This is a genomic window from Paenibacillus sp. 2KB_20 (genome assembly GCF_052115765.1).
GTDB lineage: Bacteria > Bacillota > Bacilli > Paenibacillales > Paenibacillaceae > Paenibacillus_AQ.
In genome coordinates this window covers 335190-351525 of sequence record NZ_JBFRHH010000002.1, presented here as the reverse complement: position 1 = coordinate 351525, position 16336 = coordinate 335190, and the positions used below count along the sequence as shown (strand labels likewise).

Genomic DNA, 16336 nt, shown 5'->3' with positions numbered 1-16336 from the left:
CTTTTTTGCATGCCGTAATCAGAATCGCTCTGATACCGTCTTCGCCTGCGTGAACAGGAGCAGGTAATCAAGCCCGCCGGCTTTGGAATCGGTCCCGGACATATTGAAGCCGCCGAATGGGTGGGTGCCCACCAAGGCACCGGTGCATTTCCGGTTCAAATACAGGTTGCCGACATGGAAATCGCGCCGCGCCTGCTCTAGATGAGCGCGGTTGTTCGAGATCACCGCGCCAGTCAGCCCGTAGTCGGTGTTGTTGGCGATTTGGATCGCTTCGTCGAAGGAGGCGGCCTTCGTGAAGGCCACCACCGGGCCGAAGATCTCCTCTTGGGAAATACGGGCGGTGCTGGCCACGTCCGCGAAGATCGTCGGCTGGATGAAATACCCCTCCGGATCGCCCGGAAATCCGCCGAGTACCAGCGTGCCTTCGCCTTTCCCGATTTCGATATAGTCCAGAATTTTACGGTAGGCCTTATCGTCGATGACAGGCCCTACCTGCACCGCGGCGTGTAACGGACTGCCGATAACCAGCTTCTTGGAGCGGTCGATAACCTTCTGCAGCACGGTATCATAGACGTCCTCATGCACGATGGCCCTGGAGCAGGCGGAGCATTTCTGGCCGGAGAAACCGAATGCGGAGGCGGTGATCGCGTCTGCCGCGAGGTCCAGATCGGCCTCACTGTCTACGATAATGGCGTCTTTTCCGCCCATTTCGGCGATGACGCGTTTGATCCATTGTTGTCCGGGCTGTGTCTTGGCCGCGCGTTCCTGAATCCGCAGTCCGACGTCGCGGGATCCCGTAAAGCTGATGAACCTGGTCAGCGGATGATCCACCAGATAGTCGCCCACTTCCTGGCCCGGTCCCGGCAGGAAGTTAACAACGCCCGGAGGCAGGCTGACTTCTTCCAGTAGCTCCACGAATTTGGCGGCAATGACCGGCGTGGTGCTCGCCGGTTTCAGCACAACGGTGTTGCCCGAGACGATGGCCGCCGTGGTCATGCCTGCCATAATCGCGAGCGGAAAGTTCCACGGCGGAATGACGATGCCGACGCCGAGTGGAATGTAATAGAGATGATTTTCTTCCTCCTCATGAACCGTTAGCGGCTGGGGCGCGCTTAGGCGCTGCATTTCGCGTGCATAGAATTCCATGAAATCGATCGCTTCGGCCGTATCCGCATCCGCTTCGGCACGCGTTTTTCCAGCTTCCAGCGTCATCAGTGCGGAGAATTCAAACTTGCGTCGCCGCATGATTGCTGCAGCCTTATACAAATATCGTGCCCGTTCGCTCGGCGCGGTGTGTTTCCACGTCTCAAAAGTCCGTGCGGCTGTCTGAATGGCTTGTTCCGCAAGTTCGGTATCGGCTTGGGATAAAATGCCGATGACCTGACGTTTACGGGACGGATTGACCGACTTTAGGGTACGCTCCGTATGGATTTGGGCACCGCCGATAACCAGAGGGTACGTCTTGCCGAGTTCGGCTTCGACCGCGGATAGCGCAGCATCGTATAACTTGTTGTTCAACTCGTTTTTGAAGTCCAGAAATGGTTCATTCCGAAAAGGTACTCGCATGGGAGGCCCCTCCTTAACATGATATGATTCGGAGCTTTAGGTTTATGGTCCAGCTGCTGAATGCGTCATGGTGGGGTGTTTAGAATCTCTTGGTGAAAAGCTCGATGTTTAGATATGTATGTCTTTCTGCATGCCGTCATGATTTTTGCATATGAGTTAAGATAGAGTGCATTTTGGTTTGCCTTTTGCAAAGGGGGAGCTCGCATGGACGGAACCGAACTTTACCGTAAAGTGATCCTGACGGTGTCCGGTAATAAATTCGTGAAGTGGTTGTCGATCAAGTATGGCCGAAAACTGGCGGGCAGATTCATAGCCGGCGATACCTTGGACGAGGCGCTGGATGAAATTGAGAGGCTGAATGAGAAGGGCATTCTCGTCACGCTCGATCATTTGGGGGAGGGTATCACGACGCTGGACGAAGCGGCCGGGTACCGGGAGGAGTATTTAAAGCTTGTAGAAGGGATTGCCAAGCGGGGAGTGAAATCGAACGTTTCGCTGAAGCCGACGCAGATGGGCATGGCACTGGACCCCGAGAAGGCTTACGAGAATATCAAGCTGGTGGCGAAAAAGGCGAAAGAGCACCGCAACTTCGTTCGTCTGGATATGGAGGATTCGCCGTATACCCAGGCGACGATAGATATGACGCTGCGGCTCCATAAGGAGGGGCTGACCAATGTGGGGACCGTGATGCAGGCCTACTTGTTCCGTACGGAGGAGGACGTCAAGAATTTAATCAATGCCGGTGTTAATCTGCGGCTCGTGAAGGGGGCGTACAAAGAGCCGGGAACGATCGCTTTTCAGCAGAAGCGGGAGGTCATTGACAACTATAAGAAATTGATCAAAATGCATTTTGATCAGGGTGCCTACGTTGCGATTGCTTCGCATGATGACAACATCATCGACTGGGTGAAGGTGTTTGCCGAGCAGAGCCACATAGACAAACAGGAATTTGAGTTTCAGATGCTGTACGGGCTGCGGATGAACGATCAGGCAGCGCTTGCACAGGACGGCTACCGCATTCGGTGTTATATGCCCTACGGAACGATGTGGTACCCGTATTTTACGCGGCGGCTGGCGGAGAAGCCGGCCAACCTGATGATGGTGCTCAAAAATATGTTCAAGTGAGCGGGGGAAAACAATCAATTGAAAGTGAAGCGAGGACGGTAGCTCTCTAGCTACTGTCCTAGAAGAAATAATACGCCTCCGAGCAGTCCATCAGGAAGGAACGCTCCAGCGGCAAGCTGCCTAACCGCTTACGGGTGATGTGCTGTTGCCGATTGGTCTCCAGATCGGCGAGCGCCGATACGGCGAGCTGCATCCGGGCGGATCCCCACTGGTGCTGCTTCTGGGCATAGCGAACGGCCTCGGTCACGGACATGCCTTTCAGCCTCGTAAAGACGGCTGCCCAGCGGACTAGATCCGTGAATTCCCTGTTGCTTGGCAGCGCATATTCGGCATAACCGGCCGCGTCTTTGCAGCTGATTTTGAACAAACCGCAGTTCCAATCTCGTTTGCTCCAGGGGATAAAGCGTTCAGCCGAGCCCTGGTCGAAACGCAATATCTCCATATGGCGGATGGGCTCTACACTTAATGCGGGAACTTCGGTTTCGATAACGGATGTCAGTGCATCCTCGATGAATTTCGTCATGATCTACGCTCCTTTATAGGAATGTTATATGCACGGTAAAAAGGCCTGGTGAGCAGAGATCCCCCGCTCTCCAGGCCTTTTTGTCGTTAGAGGCCCTGCTCCATTGGCGATTTTGGTTCCCCCGTCTCCCCATCTGTGGGGAGCTCAGCGTATAACGAATGTTTCGAATAGATGGATGAATCATACGCCGGAGGAAACTAAAAGTAAATGATCATATGGGACGGATATATTCCGAAAATCGATGAAAACCGTGTAAGAAAACGTGTACATTCAGTCGTGTCATCGATTATCATGGCAAAATCTCGGTATCTCGATAGATTGCGATAAATACAAGAAAACAAGAGAAATACATAGTATAGAGTAGTATTCGAGAGATAATGAAGCGATACTGGTCAGTTCCTGTTCGACATAACGCCACATGTGTTTTTGCTCACATTTACTTCCTGCAGGGCCAGACGTATGATACGAACTATGAATTGACGGACATCAGCGACAGGCAAACGGGCAGCCGTTCCATGAAGGCCTACAGACAGTGTGAGAGCTCAGTTGGGCTCTTTTATGGATCGAATCTCGGGCGAAGGCGCCATGGGTCTTCGCTGAAATTGCAGGATGATGCGACTCTCACCGCTCGAACCTGATGCTGTGTTGTTTTGCCGGACCTGGATGTTTAGTCAATGGCTAATAGAATAACATGCTACTCGTTTTCAATTTTCGCTGAGTCCTTGAATGGAAAAGGAACGGGGGAACCAGTCGGGAGATGAATCTATCTCTCAGGGGTGAATCCCATGGACAAGATAACGGTCTATGGGTAGGGCGACTCTCACGCCCGAATCCGTCAGCTAACCTCGTAAGCGTATCGAGAGAGGCAACGATTGTCGTGGACTTGGGCCACGGTGTATTTCACCGTGTCCTATTAAGGAGCCTGCGGGAAGAGTTCTTCTCTTTCCACAGGCTTCTTTGTTGTTGTCTTCTCTTTCCGAACTTAGGAGGAGAACAAAAGATGGAGAAATCGCAGGAGTTTATCCTGGTATCCGCACCGAACAAGGCCGGGGAAGAATTTATCCGCCAGCTGATCTTTAAGCGCATTTCGTTTGTGGCCATAGCCAACAACCGGGTTGAACAGGAGAGGCTGCATGAGCTGGGCTGCACCAACATGATACTAATCGATACAAGGGACGAGCAAACCTGGATCATTCCCGAGTTTCCCGTCAGCAAGGTGTTTCTGTTCGAGAGCAGCTTGAATCTATGCTGCCGCTATTTACGGATTTGCCGGACCTGGACCACAGAGTCGATTTATGTGATTACCCATTCCAGCAATCCGCGATTGATATACAAAGGGCTGGGTGCCGATGTGGTGCTTCATACGAACCATCACCAGGTATCCTTCCTGATTTTGTCCATTGTCAGCTAAGGTCTTGGCTGATATCACAACGAGGTTTTAGGAGGTTATATTCATGCAGGATTTATATATGGTGCTCATATTGGGAGGAACCTACGGACTGTTCATGCTGTTCATGTCTTGGTGTGGGCGCGTGGTTTCTGAACCGGAGGCGGATTAACCATGATGATCATTTTGGTATGCACGCTCTTTATTTTTCTGTACTTGATTTATGCGCTGATTCACCCTGAAAAATTCTAGGGAGACAGCTGAAGGAGGAAGGCATTCGCCATGGGCATTTTACAAATTGCCATCGTTATACTCGTTCTGGTGCTGCTGGTAAAGCCGCTTGGAACTTATCTATATCAGGTGTTTCGCAATGAAGGCAATGGAACGGACAGATGGTTCTCCTGGGCGGAGAAACCGCTCTTCACACTGATTGGTTTGAAAGAACGCAAGGGAATGACGTGGAAAGGTTATGCCATCAGCTTTGTGATGACGAATATCGTGCTGGTCGCGTCTGGGTATTTGATTCTGCGGTTGCAGAGAGTACTACCCTTCAACCCGAATGGCATCGATAATATGGAATCGACCTTGTCGTTCTCTACGATCATCAGCTTTATGACCAATACGAATCTTCAGCATTACAGCGGGGAGTCGGGGTTATCCTATATGGCCCAGATGGCTGTCATTACGATGATGATGTTCACGTCTGCGGCAACCGGGCTCTGCGTGGCGATTGCTTTTATCCGGGCGGTGACTAGCAAGGGCTCAACCGTCGGTAATTTTTTTGAGGACTTCGTCAAAGCTCACACCCGGGTGTTCATCCCGGCTGCGTTCATCATTGCAATGGTACTGGTTGCGCTGCAGGTGCCGCAGACCTTGAAGCCTACGCTCAGCGTCACGACGCTGGAAGGTAGCGAGCAGCAAATAGCCGTAGGGCCAGTAGCTGCGCTTGAATCGATCAAGCATCTGGGCACCAACGGCGGCGGGTTTATGGGAGTGAACTCGGCACATCCGTTCGAGAACCCGTCCCCGCTGACCAATGTCATCGAAATCCTGTCCATGTGGAGTCTCGGGGCGGCACTTCCGTATACGTTCGGTTTATTCGCCAAGAGCCGCAAACAGGGCTGGATTATTTTCTCGGTGATGATGACCTTGTTTATCGCTTTCCTGTCGCTGAACTATGCCGCTGAAACCAATGGCAATCCGGCGCTGAACCGCTTGGGCATCGATGCCTCGCAAGGCAGCATGGAGGGCAAGGAGGTCCGGTTCGGGGTTGCTCAATCTTCTCTGTTCACGACGGTGACGACCGCGGCCACAACCGGGTCGGTCAACAACATGCATGATACACTCACGCCGCTTGGAGGGATTACGCCGCTGTCCCTGATGATGCTGAACTCTGTTTTTGGCGGAAAGGGCGTTGGGCTGATGAATATGCTTATGTACGCGATATTGGCGGTGTTCCTGGCCGGTCTTATGGTTGGTCGAACCCCCGAATTTCTAGGCAGAAAAATCGAGGCGCGGGAGATGAAGCTGATTGCGATTGTTATCCTGGTGCATCCATTTATCATCCTGGCTCCGACCGCCCTTGCGCTGATGACAGATGCAGGGCAGGCAGGCATTACCAATGCGGGCTTTCATGGCATCTCGCAAGTATTGTACGAATACACGTCTTCCGCTGCCAATAACGGTTCCGGATTTGAGGGTCTGTCAGATAACACGCCGTTCTGGAACATTACAACAGGACTGGTCATGCTCTTCGGCCGTTACATTTCGATGATTGCCCTGTTGGCGGTGGGCGGCTCGCTGATGCGGAAGCAATGGGTTCCCGAGACGCTTGGGACGTTCCGGACAGATAATAAGCTGTTTGCCGGCATTCTCATTGCAGTGGTTCTGATTATCGGTGCATTGACCTTCCTGCCTGTACTTGTGCTTGGTCCGATTGCTGAGCATCTGACGATCCGTTAATAGAAAAGGTGGCCTATTACCATGAATAATACGAGAAAAAAAGTGATGTCCAAAGAGATGGTTCGTCAGGCGCTCAAGGAGAGCTTCACGAAGCTGAACCCCGTCCTGATGATGAGAAATCCGGTCATGTTTGTGGTGGAGGCCGGCACCCTGGTTGTTTTGCTGATGACGTTATTTCCGTCCTATTTCGGGACAGAGGGCAGTATCGGATTTAATCTGACGGTGTTTGTGATTTTGCTGTTGACGCTGCTGTTCGCTAACTTCGCAGAGGCGCTTGCCGAAGGACGCGGCAAGGCGCAGGCCGACTCCCTTAAGCAATCCAAGCAGGAAATGACGGCTCATAAAGTGATGGAGAACGGAGGGGTACAATCCGTACCATCCACGGATCTTCGCAAAGGAGATATCGTGATCGTTACGCAGGGCGAGATGATTCCCGGGGACGGGGAGGTCATTGCGGGCCTTGCGTCCGTTGACGAATCGGCGATTACCGGCGAGTCCGCGCCCGTCATTAAAGAAGCCGGCGGCGATTTCAGTTCGGTTACCGGGGGTACCCGGGTTGTCAGCGATACGATCAAAATCCGGATTACGAGCGATCCGGGGGAATCGTTTATCGACCGAATGATTTCGCTTGTTGAAGGAGCCGCCCGCCAGAAGACGCCGAATGAAATTGCTCTGAACACGTTGTTGATCGTCTTAACGCTGATTTTCCTGATCGTTGTCGTTACGCTCGCACCGATTGGGAAGTATCTTGGCATCGAGCTGTCCGTTCCGGTGCTGATCTCGCTGCTGGTGTGTCTCATCCCGACCACGATCGGGGGCTTGCTGTCGGCGATCGGGATTGCCGGCATGGACCGGGTGACGCAGTTCAATGTGCTGGCGATGTCGGGCAAGGCGGTGGAGGCAGCCGGTGACATCAATACAATGATTCTGGATAAGACGGGTACGATTACGTTTGGTAACCGGATGGCCAGCCAGTTGATTCCCGTCGGCGGTGAATCGCTTGCCTCGGTTTCCCAGTGGGCAGCCGTGAGCTCGCTGCAAGACGAGACGCCGGAAGGACGCTCGGTATTGGAGCTGCTGAAGAAGGAAGGCCTCGAAGTGGATGAAAGCATGGCGGCTGGGGCAGAATTCATCGAATTTAAGGCTGAGACCCGGATGAGCGGCATGGATCTGAAGGATGGACGGAAAGTCCGCAAGGGCGCGGTGGATGCCGTCAAGGCGTGGGTGCTGTCTCAAGGAGGCTCCATCCCTTCGGATTTGACGCCAAACAGTGACGCCATCGCGACAGAGGGCGGAACTCCGCTCGCTGTCGCCGTGGATAACCGCATCTATGGTCTGATCTACCTTAAGGATACCGTGAAGCCGGGCATGAAGGAACGGTTTGAGCAGCTGCGCCGGATGGGCATCAAGACGATTATGTGCACGGGCGACAATCCGCTCACCGCGGCGACGATTGCCCGTGAAGCAGGTGTCGATGATTATATCGCCGAGAGCAAGCCCGAGGATAAGATTGCCGTCATCCGCCGAGAACAAGCCGAAGGGAAGTTAGTAGCGATGACCGGTGACGGTACGAACGACGCCCCGGCGCTGGCCCAGGCCGATGTGGGGCTGGCGATGAACAGCGGTACCACCGCAGCCAAGGAAGCGGCTAATATGGTGGATCTGGATTCAGATCCATCGAAGATTATCGAGGTGGTTGCCATCGGCAAGCAGCTGCTAATGACGAGGGGCGCGCTGACCACGTTCAGCGTCGCGAACGATGTCGCCAAATATTTTGCCATCATACCGGCGATGTTTGCAGCCGCCATACCAAGCATGAATGTTCTCAACGTCATGGGACTGGGTTCTCCCATGTCGGCGATTCTGTCTGCGCTGATCTTTAATGCCGTCATTATCCCACTGCTGATACCGCTTGCGATGAAGGGCGTAGCCTATAAGCCAATGAGTTCGTCGAAGCTGCTTCAGCGCAATGTGCTGATCTATGGCTTAGGTGGCGTGATCGTACCCTTTATCGGGATTAAGCTGATCGACATGATCGTCCATCTGTGGATTTAGATATGATCATCGTAGCGGGCATATCGAGATAACTCGAAGATTGCTTTACGTGGAAGATATCAAGGGAAGGATTGAGGAATTATGAATAATCCATTGCAGCAATCATCACCGGCGCCTCATACTAAGGCGGGTTCCGCCCGTGTCTCCCTGGGCATTGCCGTAAGAACGAGTCTTGTATTTATCGTGTTATGTGGAGTTCTCTATCCGCTGGTTACGACAGGAGCTGCGCAGCTGCTCATGCCGAAGCAAGCCGGCGGCAGCTTGGTCACGGATTCCGGCGGAAAGGTGGTTGGCTCGGAATTGATCGGCCAGAACTTTACGGAACCTCAATATTTTCACGGCAGGGTGTCCAGCATTGAATACAACGGAGCCGGCTCAGGCAGCAATAACTACGCACCTTCCAATCCGGATTTGATCGAACGAACGAAGGCTTCGATTGAAGCATGGAAGGAGAACAATCCGGACGTTCCGGTGAGCGAGGTGCCGATGGATCTGGTAACGAATTCCGGCTCCGGATTGGATCCTCACATATCGCCTCAGGCAGCGGATATTCAGATTCCGCGGATCAGCAAGCTGACCGGAATTGCGGAGGCAGAGCTTGATCAGCTGGTAAAGGAACATACGGAGGGACGGGACTTGGGCGTGTTTGGTGAACCGCGCGTCAATGTATTGAAGCTGAATCTGGCTCTTGCCGAGCTTCTTGATTGATCATGGACCCATTTCGGAGAAAATCGCCGGAGGAAATCTTAAGGTCGATTGCGAAGCTCCACCATGGGAGACTCAAGGTATATATCGGGGCTGTGAGCGGTTCGGGAAAAACCTATCATATGCTTCGCGAAGGACAAACTCTGAGGCTGCAAGGCATCGATGTCGTCATATGTGCCGTATCCACGATGCAGCGTCCGGAAACGGTGGAGCAGGTCCGGAATTTGGAGCGGGTGCCCAGCATTCATTGGGTGGAGGACGGCGTAGAGAAGAAGGATCTTGATCTGGATCTGCTGGTGCAGCGCAACCCGGAGGTGGTGCTTGTTGATGGGCTTGCCCATCGGAACCGGAAGGGAGCGCGGCATGCCACGCGGCTGGATGACATCCGATTCCTGTTAAGCCGGGGGATCAGCGTCATCACGACGGTCAACGTGTATGAGCTGGAGGACGTGCAGGGCATTGCCTCCAAGCTGACAGGCATTAAAGCCAGCCATACGGTACCGGCCGATACACTGGAGAGCGCCGATGAGGTGGTGCTCATTGACGTAACACCCGAAACGATGCTGGAACGGGCACAGGATGGCCTGCTTGGAGGCGGCAGCGTATGGAAGCAGGGCAATCTGGCCGTGCTCCGGGAGTTGACGCTCCGTCTTGTTGCTGAAGGAGTGAGCCATTCGCTGGAGCGGTACCGCAAGGAACATGGGCTCGTCGGTCCATCGGGAGCCCTTGAGCGAATACTGGTGTCCACCCAGTACCATTGGAACGGGTCTATCTATATGCGACGCGGGCAGCAAATCGCGAAGCGATTAAACGGCGAGCTGTTGGCCGTCACGTTTGTGAAACCGGGATTGGAGCTTACCAAAGAACAGGCTGCCTTTAAGCGTTCCATGGTTAAGCTCGCGGTGCGGATTGGTGCCAAACTGGAGGAACTGCCCCTTCGTTCCCGGAGGAAGCTGGCTGACGTGCTTGTTCAGTATGCGGTGGAGCACCATGTTACACGCATTGTTCTTGGCCATTCGAAGCAGACGCGCATGCAAGAGCTGTGGCAGGGCTCGATCCTTCAGGATCTGCTGAAGAAGACGCGTGGGATGGATATTTTTATGGTGGCAGATCGGGCGGCACATGACGGGGAGCGGATCATCCCGGCTCGGCTCCATCCGCAGCGGCTCCCTTCCGAATCGTTCCATCGCTTGAATGAACAAGAGCTGGACCGGAAGATGGAGCAGGTCAAGCGGGGGCGGTTTAAAGTCTATATCGGGGCTGCCCCGGGTGTGGGCAAGACGTATGCGATGCTGCGCGAAGGCAACGATCTGCTGAAGAAGGGATTGACGGTTCTGGCTGGATTGCTGGAGACGCACGGCCGGAAGGATACACGGGCACAGGTAGCTGATCTGGAGGTTCTTCCGCGAAAAAGGGTGGACTACCGGGGATCGCTCCTTGAGGAGATGGATACCGATGAGATCATTCGCCGCAGACCGGACGTGGTCCTCGTGGATGAGCTGGCGCATACGAACGTGCCTGGGAGCAAGTACAAGAAACGGTATAAAGATGTGCTGGACATTCTGTCCGCCGGCATTTCCGTCATTACGACCGTGAACGTGCAGCATCTGGAGAGCTTGAATGATGCTGTCGAGCAGATTACAGGCGTCCGCGTCCGCGAGACGATACCGGATCATATTCTGCAATCGGCCGATGAGGTCCAACTCGTCGATGTGACGCCGGAGTCTCTGCAGCAGCGGATGAAGGACGGGAACATTTATGCGAAGGAGACGGTGCATCAGGCACTCAGCCATTTTTTCAAGACGGGAAACCTTATTGCCCTAAGAGAGCTTGCCTTAAGGGAAATTGCCGATGATGTGGACGAGAGACTGGAATCCTGGCAGCGCAGCGGCTCGCTTCGGGGGCCGTGGCGGCGCGAGGAGGTTATCTATGTCATGGTTGGCAGGGGCCCGCAAGCGGAGCGGCTCATTCGACGCGGCTTCCGGATCGCTCATCGGCTGAAGGCGAACTGGTATGTGGCGTTTCCTCTGGAACGTCATCACAGTCTGTCCCATGACGACGAGCAGCGCCTGACGGCGATTCAGACATTAACGGAGCGACTTGGGGGAACCTTCATGATGCTGCCGGTAAAAAGGGGGCCAGCATGCGCCTTTTCTTCTCAATTGGTCGCAGCAGCAGACGAGGTTAAGGCAACCCAATTCATTATCGGCCAGCCGCAGATGGCCGGATGGAAGCTGTGCGCTCAGAGGAGAATGATCCGGGGCCTGCTAAGAAGCGCAAGGCATATGGATGTGCTCGTGGTTGCGGATTACGATCCGCATATTTGATGGTTGAACTGCCGGGAGCTGAATGCTTTGAGAGCACCGGTGAGTCAGGAAACGGTGGAAATGCTGAAAGTGCAGGAAGTGCAGGAAACGTGGAAAACGCAGGAATTGCAGGAATCGCAGTAAGCGCGGATAACGCAGGAATCGCGGATAACGCAACATTCCGGAAACAAGAACGCAGAGAACCCAACAAATGCGGAAGCGGAAAAACTCAAGCAATACGAGCGGGAAAATACTAGCGCAAATGACACGGATAACACCAAAAGGGGGCTGTCCCATAAGTAAGTTTGCTCACTCGATAACAGCTTGATAGGTGAAAAAGCAGGGGGAATAAAAGAATGGCGGTGCCAGGGAGGTCATCCCTGCACCGCCATTTCTGTACCTCATCCGCAAATATCCTGTATTAAACAATCAACTCTGGAACCTCTTTTAGATTTGCAATATTCCTATATTCTATATGCCCCTGGACGATTCCCACTATTGGGCTCGTACAGATTTGATTCCGTTCCGTCAAAAAGTAGGCGGAGTAGAAACTGCTATTAGCAACGTTTCGCCTTCCCAGATATTCTTATAACTATGGGGGATTCTGGCATCATAATAGATGCTGTCCCCTTCTTCGAGCCTATAACGTTCATTGCCCAGTACAAACTCCAAACGCCCGGAGTGAACAAATAGAAATTCCTCGCCATCACTATGGCCGACGCTGACGTCGCCGTAAGCTGCTCCTTCCTCCAGCACCCCCCATATCGGCCCCATTTTGTTGCTGCTTCCTTGGCTGAGCGCGTACCAGGTAATGCGGGAGCCTTCGGAATGCACCAAAGGTTTACGCTCATTTTTTCTAACGACAATGCTTCGATTCTCCTCACCAAACAAATCCGTAAAATTCACGTTTAATGCATTCGCTATGCGCTTCAGAACGCTGATGGACGGATTCGCCTTATCGCGTTCAATTTCACTGAGAAAAGACAAGGATATGGAGGCTGCTTGGGCTACCTTCTTAAGCGTTAATTTCTGTTTTTTTCGTGTACTTCGAATTGCTTCTCCGATCGAATTCATGTGCCAGTCTCCTAAATTTCGAAATTATTTCGCTGACAGCGAGATTTACTATTTTATAATAGGTGTAAATATGAGCAATATCAAGCTCTTTTACTAGGGTGGAATTACGGTGTAAAAACGTTGATTTGGCGCTATCATTGGACTAAGATTTAATCAAGGTTGACGATCGAATTTCACCCGGGTATCTGCACATCGTTCACTCAACAGAATAATTTTCATTTACAGCGAAACTTTTGAAGGTAACAAGATACTAATCACATGATTGCAACAGAAAACCGTTCCTTGTTACTCGAATTCATAGAAACGTGTCAGAAGGACGAAAGGGGCATAAAAGAATGACTACCAAAATTCCCAAAGTCTATCAAGTAGGTGATGTTACAGTTACGCGTGTCACGGAAATGATGCTTGGCGGTATTCCGCCAGAAGTGTATTTTCCGGGATCGTGGGACCGCATGTTCCTGGAGGAGAATCGGGACTCTCTTCCGTCTGGCCTGATCGATGGCAATTCTCAGCTTATCGTTAGCATTGGAACATGGGTGGTGAAAACCACGAACCATACGATCCTTATCGATACAGCTACAGGGAACGATAAAAATCTGCCTCTTAATCCGGACCTTGCCAATCTCCAGCTCCCTTATCTCAAGCGGCTGAAGGAGGCGGGGGTTACGCCGGAGGAAGTGGACTACGTTCTGCTGACGCATCTTCACGTGGACCATGTTGGTTGGAATACGAAGCTTGTGGACGGAAAATGGGTGCCGACTTTCCCAAATGCCAAATACGTATTTCCCCTTGCGGAGCAAGAATATTACTCCAGCGAGGCCAGCCACAACAAAGCAAACGAAGTAAACTTTAACGTTTACGAAGAAAGCGTATTGCCCGTTGTCGAAGCTGGCTTAACGCAAACCATCGGCCCTGAGGGCGGGCATTTTCTTGAAATTTTCAAATTCATTCCGACACCCGGCCACAGTATCGGCCAAATGTCCATCAGTCTCAAATCTGACGGAGAAGAAGCTTTGTTTGGCGCCGATGTGATGCACCATCCGTTCCAGGTTTTTAATCCGGACTGGAACTCCATGTACTGCGAATTTACCGATCAAGCCCGTATTTCACGGCTTCGGGTACTGGAATACATCGCGGATCGCCCGGTCATTTATTTCAGCACGCATTTTCCGGAAAGCGCGGCGGGATACGTGACTCGAAACGGCGACGGCTACAAGTGGGACTTTATTTAATACGACCTGACGCAAACACAATACGAAAGGTGCTGAGCTTATGACAAACCATGATTTTCTTAACGATGTAACCATCTTGACCGAAGACCTTCGTATCGCGAGCGATACACCCGGGATTGAGCTTTATGTACGAAATAAACGGCCAGCTTCCATGAATACCTTCTCTAACGAAAAAACAATCGTGATGGTTCATGGCGCTACCTATCCAATAGGCAGTCTGTATGACGTGGAGCTAGACGGTTTCTCTTTCCTAGACTACCTTGCCAGCCATGGCTATGATGTTTACGCTGTGGACGTTCGCGGCTACGGCGGCTCGACAAAGCCGCCTGAGATGGAGCAGCCTGCCGACCTTAATCCTCCGTTGGTTCGTACGGAAACGGGAGTCCGAGATTTTGGTACAGCAGTGGACTACGTTTTGAAACGCCGAAATTTAACGAAAGTCAATGTTTTGGGAATGTCTTGGGGAGGAACGGTTGCGGGAGCTTATACCAGTCAAAACAACGATAAAGTAAACAAGCTTTCGCTTGTTGCCCCACAATGGTTGAGCTCTAAACCGGTTCCTATCGATACCGGCGGTCCGCTTGGTTCGTATCGCCTTGTTGCTGCCGGCGGCACGAAGGAACGCTGGCTAAGCGCCGCGCCAGAACATAAGCGCGGCGATTTGATTCCGGATGGCTGGTTTGAACAATGGGTCAAAGCAACTCTTGCTTCCGACCCGGGGAGCCTAACCGATCATCCTGAGCATATTCGGGCGACCAATGGCCCTATCCTGGATATTCGCGAATACTGGACGGCAGGTAAAGCTTTCTATGAGCCAAAAGAAATCACTGTTCCCGTCCTTCTTGTCCATGCGGAGTGGGATATCGATGTGCCCCTTGAATTGGCTCAGAATTTCTTCACTTCCCTGACAGGAGCAGCCTATCGCCGCTGGGTCGAAATCGGAGAAGGAACGCATATGGTTTTGCTGGAGAAAAACAGGCTTCAGGCTTTTCAAGCCATCTGCGGTTTCTTGGATGAAACGTACGCGCCAGCGAAGTAAATATGCCACTGCAAGAGCGGGTTTTAGTTTTATCGCTTGCCTAATTTAGAGGCCCGCGGCATTGTCGCCTCGGGCTCTTTATTCACCGAATTTACAAAAGACGGAGAGGAACTTAATACAATGAGCCACACCGCAATAACAACAACGAAAGCACCTGCAGCTATCGGTCCTTATTCGCAAGCCATCGCTTTTGGAGATGCCATCTATACGTCGGGCATGCTTCCGATTGATGCTGAAGGAAATCTCAAAGAAGGCATCGTGGACCAAACCCATCAAATATTAAAGAACCTGCGGGCCGTCTTAGCGAAGGCTGGATTTTCTTTGAAAGAAGGCGCATCTGCTTGCGATCTTATTTGCTTCTCTTGTTTTGTGCAACACTTTACGGGAGCAATTTCGTATTAGGCTCGCTGCTACTGCAAGCATTTCCCGCCTTGCACCTGTCGGCATACCGACTTATGGTTTCATCGGTGTTCCTGCTTATATATTTGATTGCAACCCATCGCTTGACGAAGATTACGTTCCGTGACTCCGTTTATTTGGTACCATTCGCTCTTATCGGGATGCTGCTGCACCAAGTTTCTTTCTTTACGGGACTTCGGACAACGGACGCAACGACGGCTTCGCTCATCTTATCGTTAGCTCCGATTTTCACAGCGCTGTTTGCCCGCTTATTTTTGAGGGAACCGTTTACGATACGTATGACCGCAGGCTCGATTGTTGCCCTTGCCGGCGTCTTCTTCGTTGTTGGACATGGCGGAAGCTTAGGCATTGACATCACCGAAGGCATCTGGATCATGTTTATCTGTATGTTGGCATTATCGGGATCTATTATCCTAATGAAAAAACTGACCGAACGTATGGACTCGTTTGTCGCAACCGTGTACACCACAGTGCTGGGGGGTATTACCGTATACCCGGTAGCGGTCTGGAGCGAGCCTCACGTGCAGGTGGAGCCTGGCTTCTGGTGGTGGGTTCTCTTAATCGGATCAGCGCTGCTTATTCAAGGCTTATGCGCGATCATCTGGAATGCACAGATCCGCAAGGTGGGGGCTGCTAAAGCCTCCCTGTTTCTGAATTTGCAGCCGTTTGTCGCCATGGTTTTAGGTTATATCACGCTCGGCACCCCGGTTTCCTTAACGCAAGTGGGAGGATCTGTTCTAATTATTTGCGGCGTAGTTCTAGCTACCTTACAGGGGTACAAAACAAGGAAAACGCCTGACGATAAGCTGGAATTATCCCCTGCGGAGAGGTAATGGCCTATTCTTAAAAATTTATAGGTACGAAAGCAACATTATCGAAGCGAGCTAGAAGGCGGCAATTGACCAAAATACAGAAATGGTGGTGCCAGGGATGACCTCCCTG

14 protein-coding genes and 1 riboswitch are annotated in these 16336 nt (G+C 52.2%); of the genes, 11 read left to right on the top strand and 3 right to left on the bottom strand.

Annotated features, from left to right (window positions below; translation table 11 throughout):
- Positions 1 to 18: 18 nt before the first annotated feature.
- A complete protein-coding gene (pruA, locus tag AB4124_RS07400) occupies positions 19 to 1566 on the bottom strand; it encodes an L-glutamate gamma-semialdehyde dehydrogenase (RefSeq protein WP_441972080.1) in 1548 nt (515 codons plus the stop codon).
- A 204-nt stretch (positions 1567 to 1770) separates the two neighbouring features.
- On the opposite strand from pruA, the gene AB4124_RS07395 reads away from it, so the two are divergent.
- Positions 1771 to 2691 carry a proline dehydrogenase family protein gene (locus AB4124_RS07395; RefSeq protein ID WP_076322444.1) on the top strand — a complete coding sequence of 307 codons (921 nt, stop codon included), beginning with the start codon at positions 1771 to 1773 and terminating at the stop codon, positions 2689 to 2691.
- 58 nt (positions 2692 to 2749) lie between these two features.
- Here AB4124_RS07395 and AB4124_RS07390 read toward each other — a convergent pair whose 3' ends face one another.
- Positions 2750 to 3214 carry a hypothetical protein gene (locus AB4124_RS07390; protein ID WP_441972078.1) on the bottom strand — a complete coding sequence of 155 codons (465 nt, stop codon included), beginning with the start codon at positions 3212 to 3214 and terminating at the stop codon, positions 2750 to 2752.
- Between the two features lie 702 nt (positions 3215 to 3916).
- A riboswitch (cyclic di-AMP (ydaO/yuaA leader) is annotated at positions 3917 to 4084 on the top strand.
- Positions 4085 to 4214: 130 nt separating this feature from the next.
- On the opposite strand from AB4124_RS07390, the gene AB4124_RS07385 reads away from it, so the two are divergent.
- From AB4124_RS07385 to AB4124_RS07360, 6 genes are all read left to right on the top strand, one after another.
- Entirely contained in the window at positions 4215 to 4625 is a 411-nt protein-coding gene (locus tag AB4124_RS07385; RefSeq protein ID WP_379408669.1) for a hypothetical protein, read from the top strand.
- Positions 4626 to 4775: 150 nt separating this feature from the next.
- Positions 4776 to 4853 carry a potassium-transporting ATPase subunit F gene (locus AB4124_RS07380; RefSeq protein ID WP_076322684.1) on the top strand — a complete coding sequence of 26 codons (78 nt, stop codon included), beginning with the start codon at positions 4776 to 4778 and terminating at the stop codon, positions 4851 to 4853.
- 30 nt (positions 4854 to 4883) lie between these two features.
- Positions 4884 to 6563 carry a potassium-transporting ATPase subunit KdpA gene (gene kdpA, locus AB4124_RS07375; protein WP_441972075.1) on the top strand — a complete coding sequence of 560 codons (1680 nt, stop codon included), beginning with the start codon at positions 4884 to 4886 and terminating at the stop codon, positions 6561 to 6563.
- 21 nt (positions 6564 to 6584) lie between these two features.
- A complete protein-coding gene (gene kdpB / locus AB4124_RS07370; protein WP_441972073.1) occupies positions 6585 to 8618 on the top strand; it encodes a potassium-transporting ATPase subunit KdpB in 2034 nt (677 codons plus the stop codon).
- A gap of 81 nt (positions 8619 to 8699) precedes the next feature.
- Positions 8700 to 9326, top strand: coding sequence for a potassium-transporting ATPase subunit KdpC (gene kdpC / locus AB4124_RS07365; protein WP_430110381.1), 627 nt, complete (start codon positions 8700 to 8702; stop codon positions 9324 to 9326).
- A gap of 2 nt (positions 9327 to 9328) precedes the next feature.
- Positions 9329 to 11650: a histidine kinase gene (locus AB4124_RS07360; RefSeq protein WP_441972071.1), complete on the top strand. Its 2322-nt coding sequence runs from the start codon at positions 9329 to 9331 to the stop codon at positions 11648 to 11650.
- A gap of 507 nt (positions 11651 to 12157) precedes the next feature.
- On the opposite strand, the gene AB4124_RS07355 is transcribed toward AB4124_RS07360, so the two are convergent.
- Entirely contained in the window at positions 12158 to 12703 is a 546-nt protein-coding gene (locus tag AB4124_RS07355) for a helix-turn-helix domain-containing protein (protein ID WP_339269766.1), read from the bottom strand.
- A gap of 335 nt (positions 12704 to 13038) precedes the next feature.
- Between AB4124_RS07355 and AB4124_RS07350 the strand changes: the two genes are divergently transcribed.
- The 4 genes from AB4124_RS07350 (at position 13039) to AB4124_RS07335 (ending at position 16227) form a co-directional block, all read left to right on the top strand.
- Positions 13039 to 13935, top strand: coding sequence for an MBL fold metallo-hydrolase (locus AB4124_RS07350; protein WP_441972069.1), 897 nt, complete (start codon positions 13039 to 13041; stop codon positions 13933 to 13935).
- A gap of 40 nt (positions 13936 to 13975) precedes the next feature.
- Positions 13976 to 14974: an alpha/beta hydrolase gene (locus AB4124_RS07345; protein WP_441972067.1), complete on the top strand. Its 999-nt coding sequence runs from the start codon at positions 13976 to 13978 to the stop codon at positions 14972 to 14974.
- A gap of 120 nt (positions 14975 to 15094) precedes the next feature.
- Positions 15095 to 15376: a Rid family hydrolase gene (locus AB4124_RS07340; protein WP_441972065.1), complete on the top strand. Its 282-nt coding sequence runs from the start codon at positions 15095 to 15097 to the stop codon at positions 15374 to 15376.
- Complete coding sequence (locus AB4124_RS07335) at positions 15316 to 16227, top strand: DMT family transporter (protein ID WP_441972063.1); 912 nt, start codon at positions 15316 to 15318, stop codon at positions 16225 to 16227. The genes AB4124_RS07340 and AB4124_RS07335 overlap by 61 nt, the downstream gene beginning before the upstream one ends.
- The last annotated feature ends 109 nt before the right edge of the window (positions 16228 to 16336 follow it).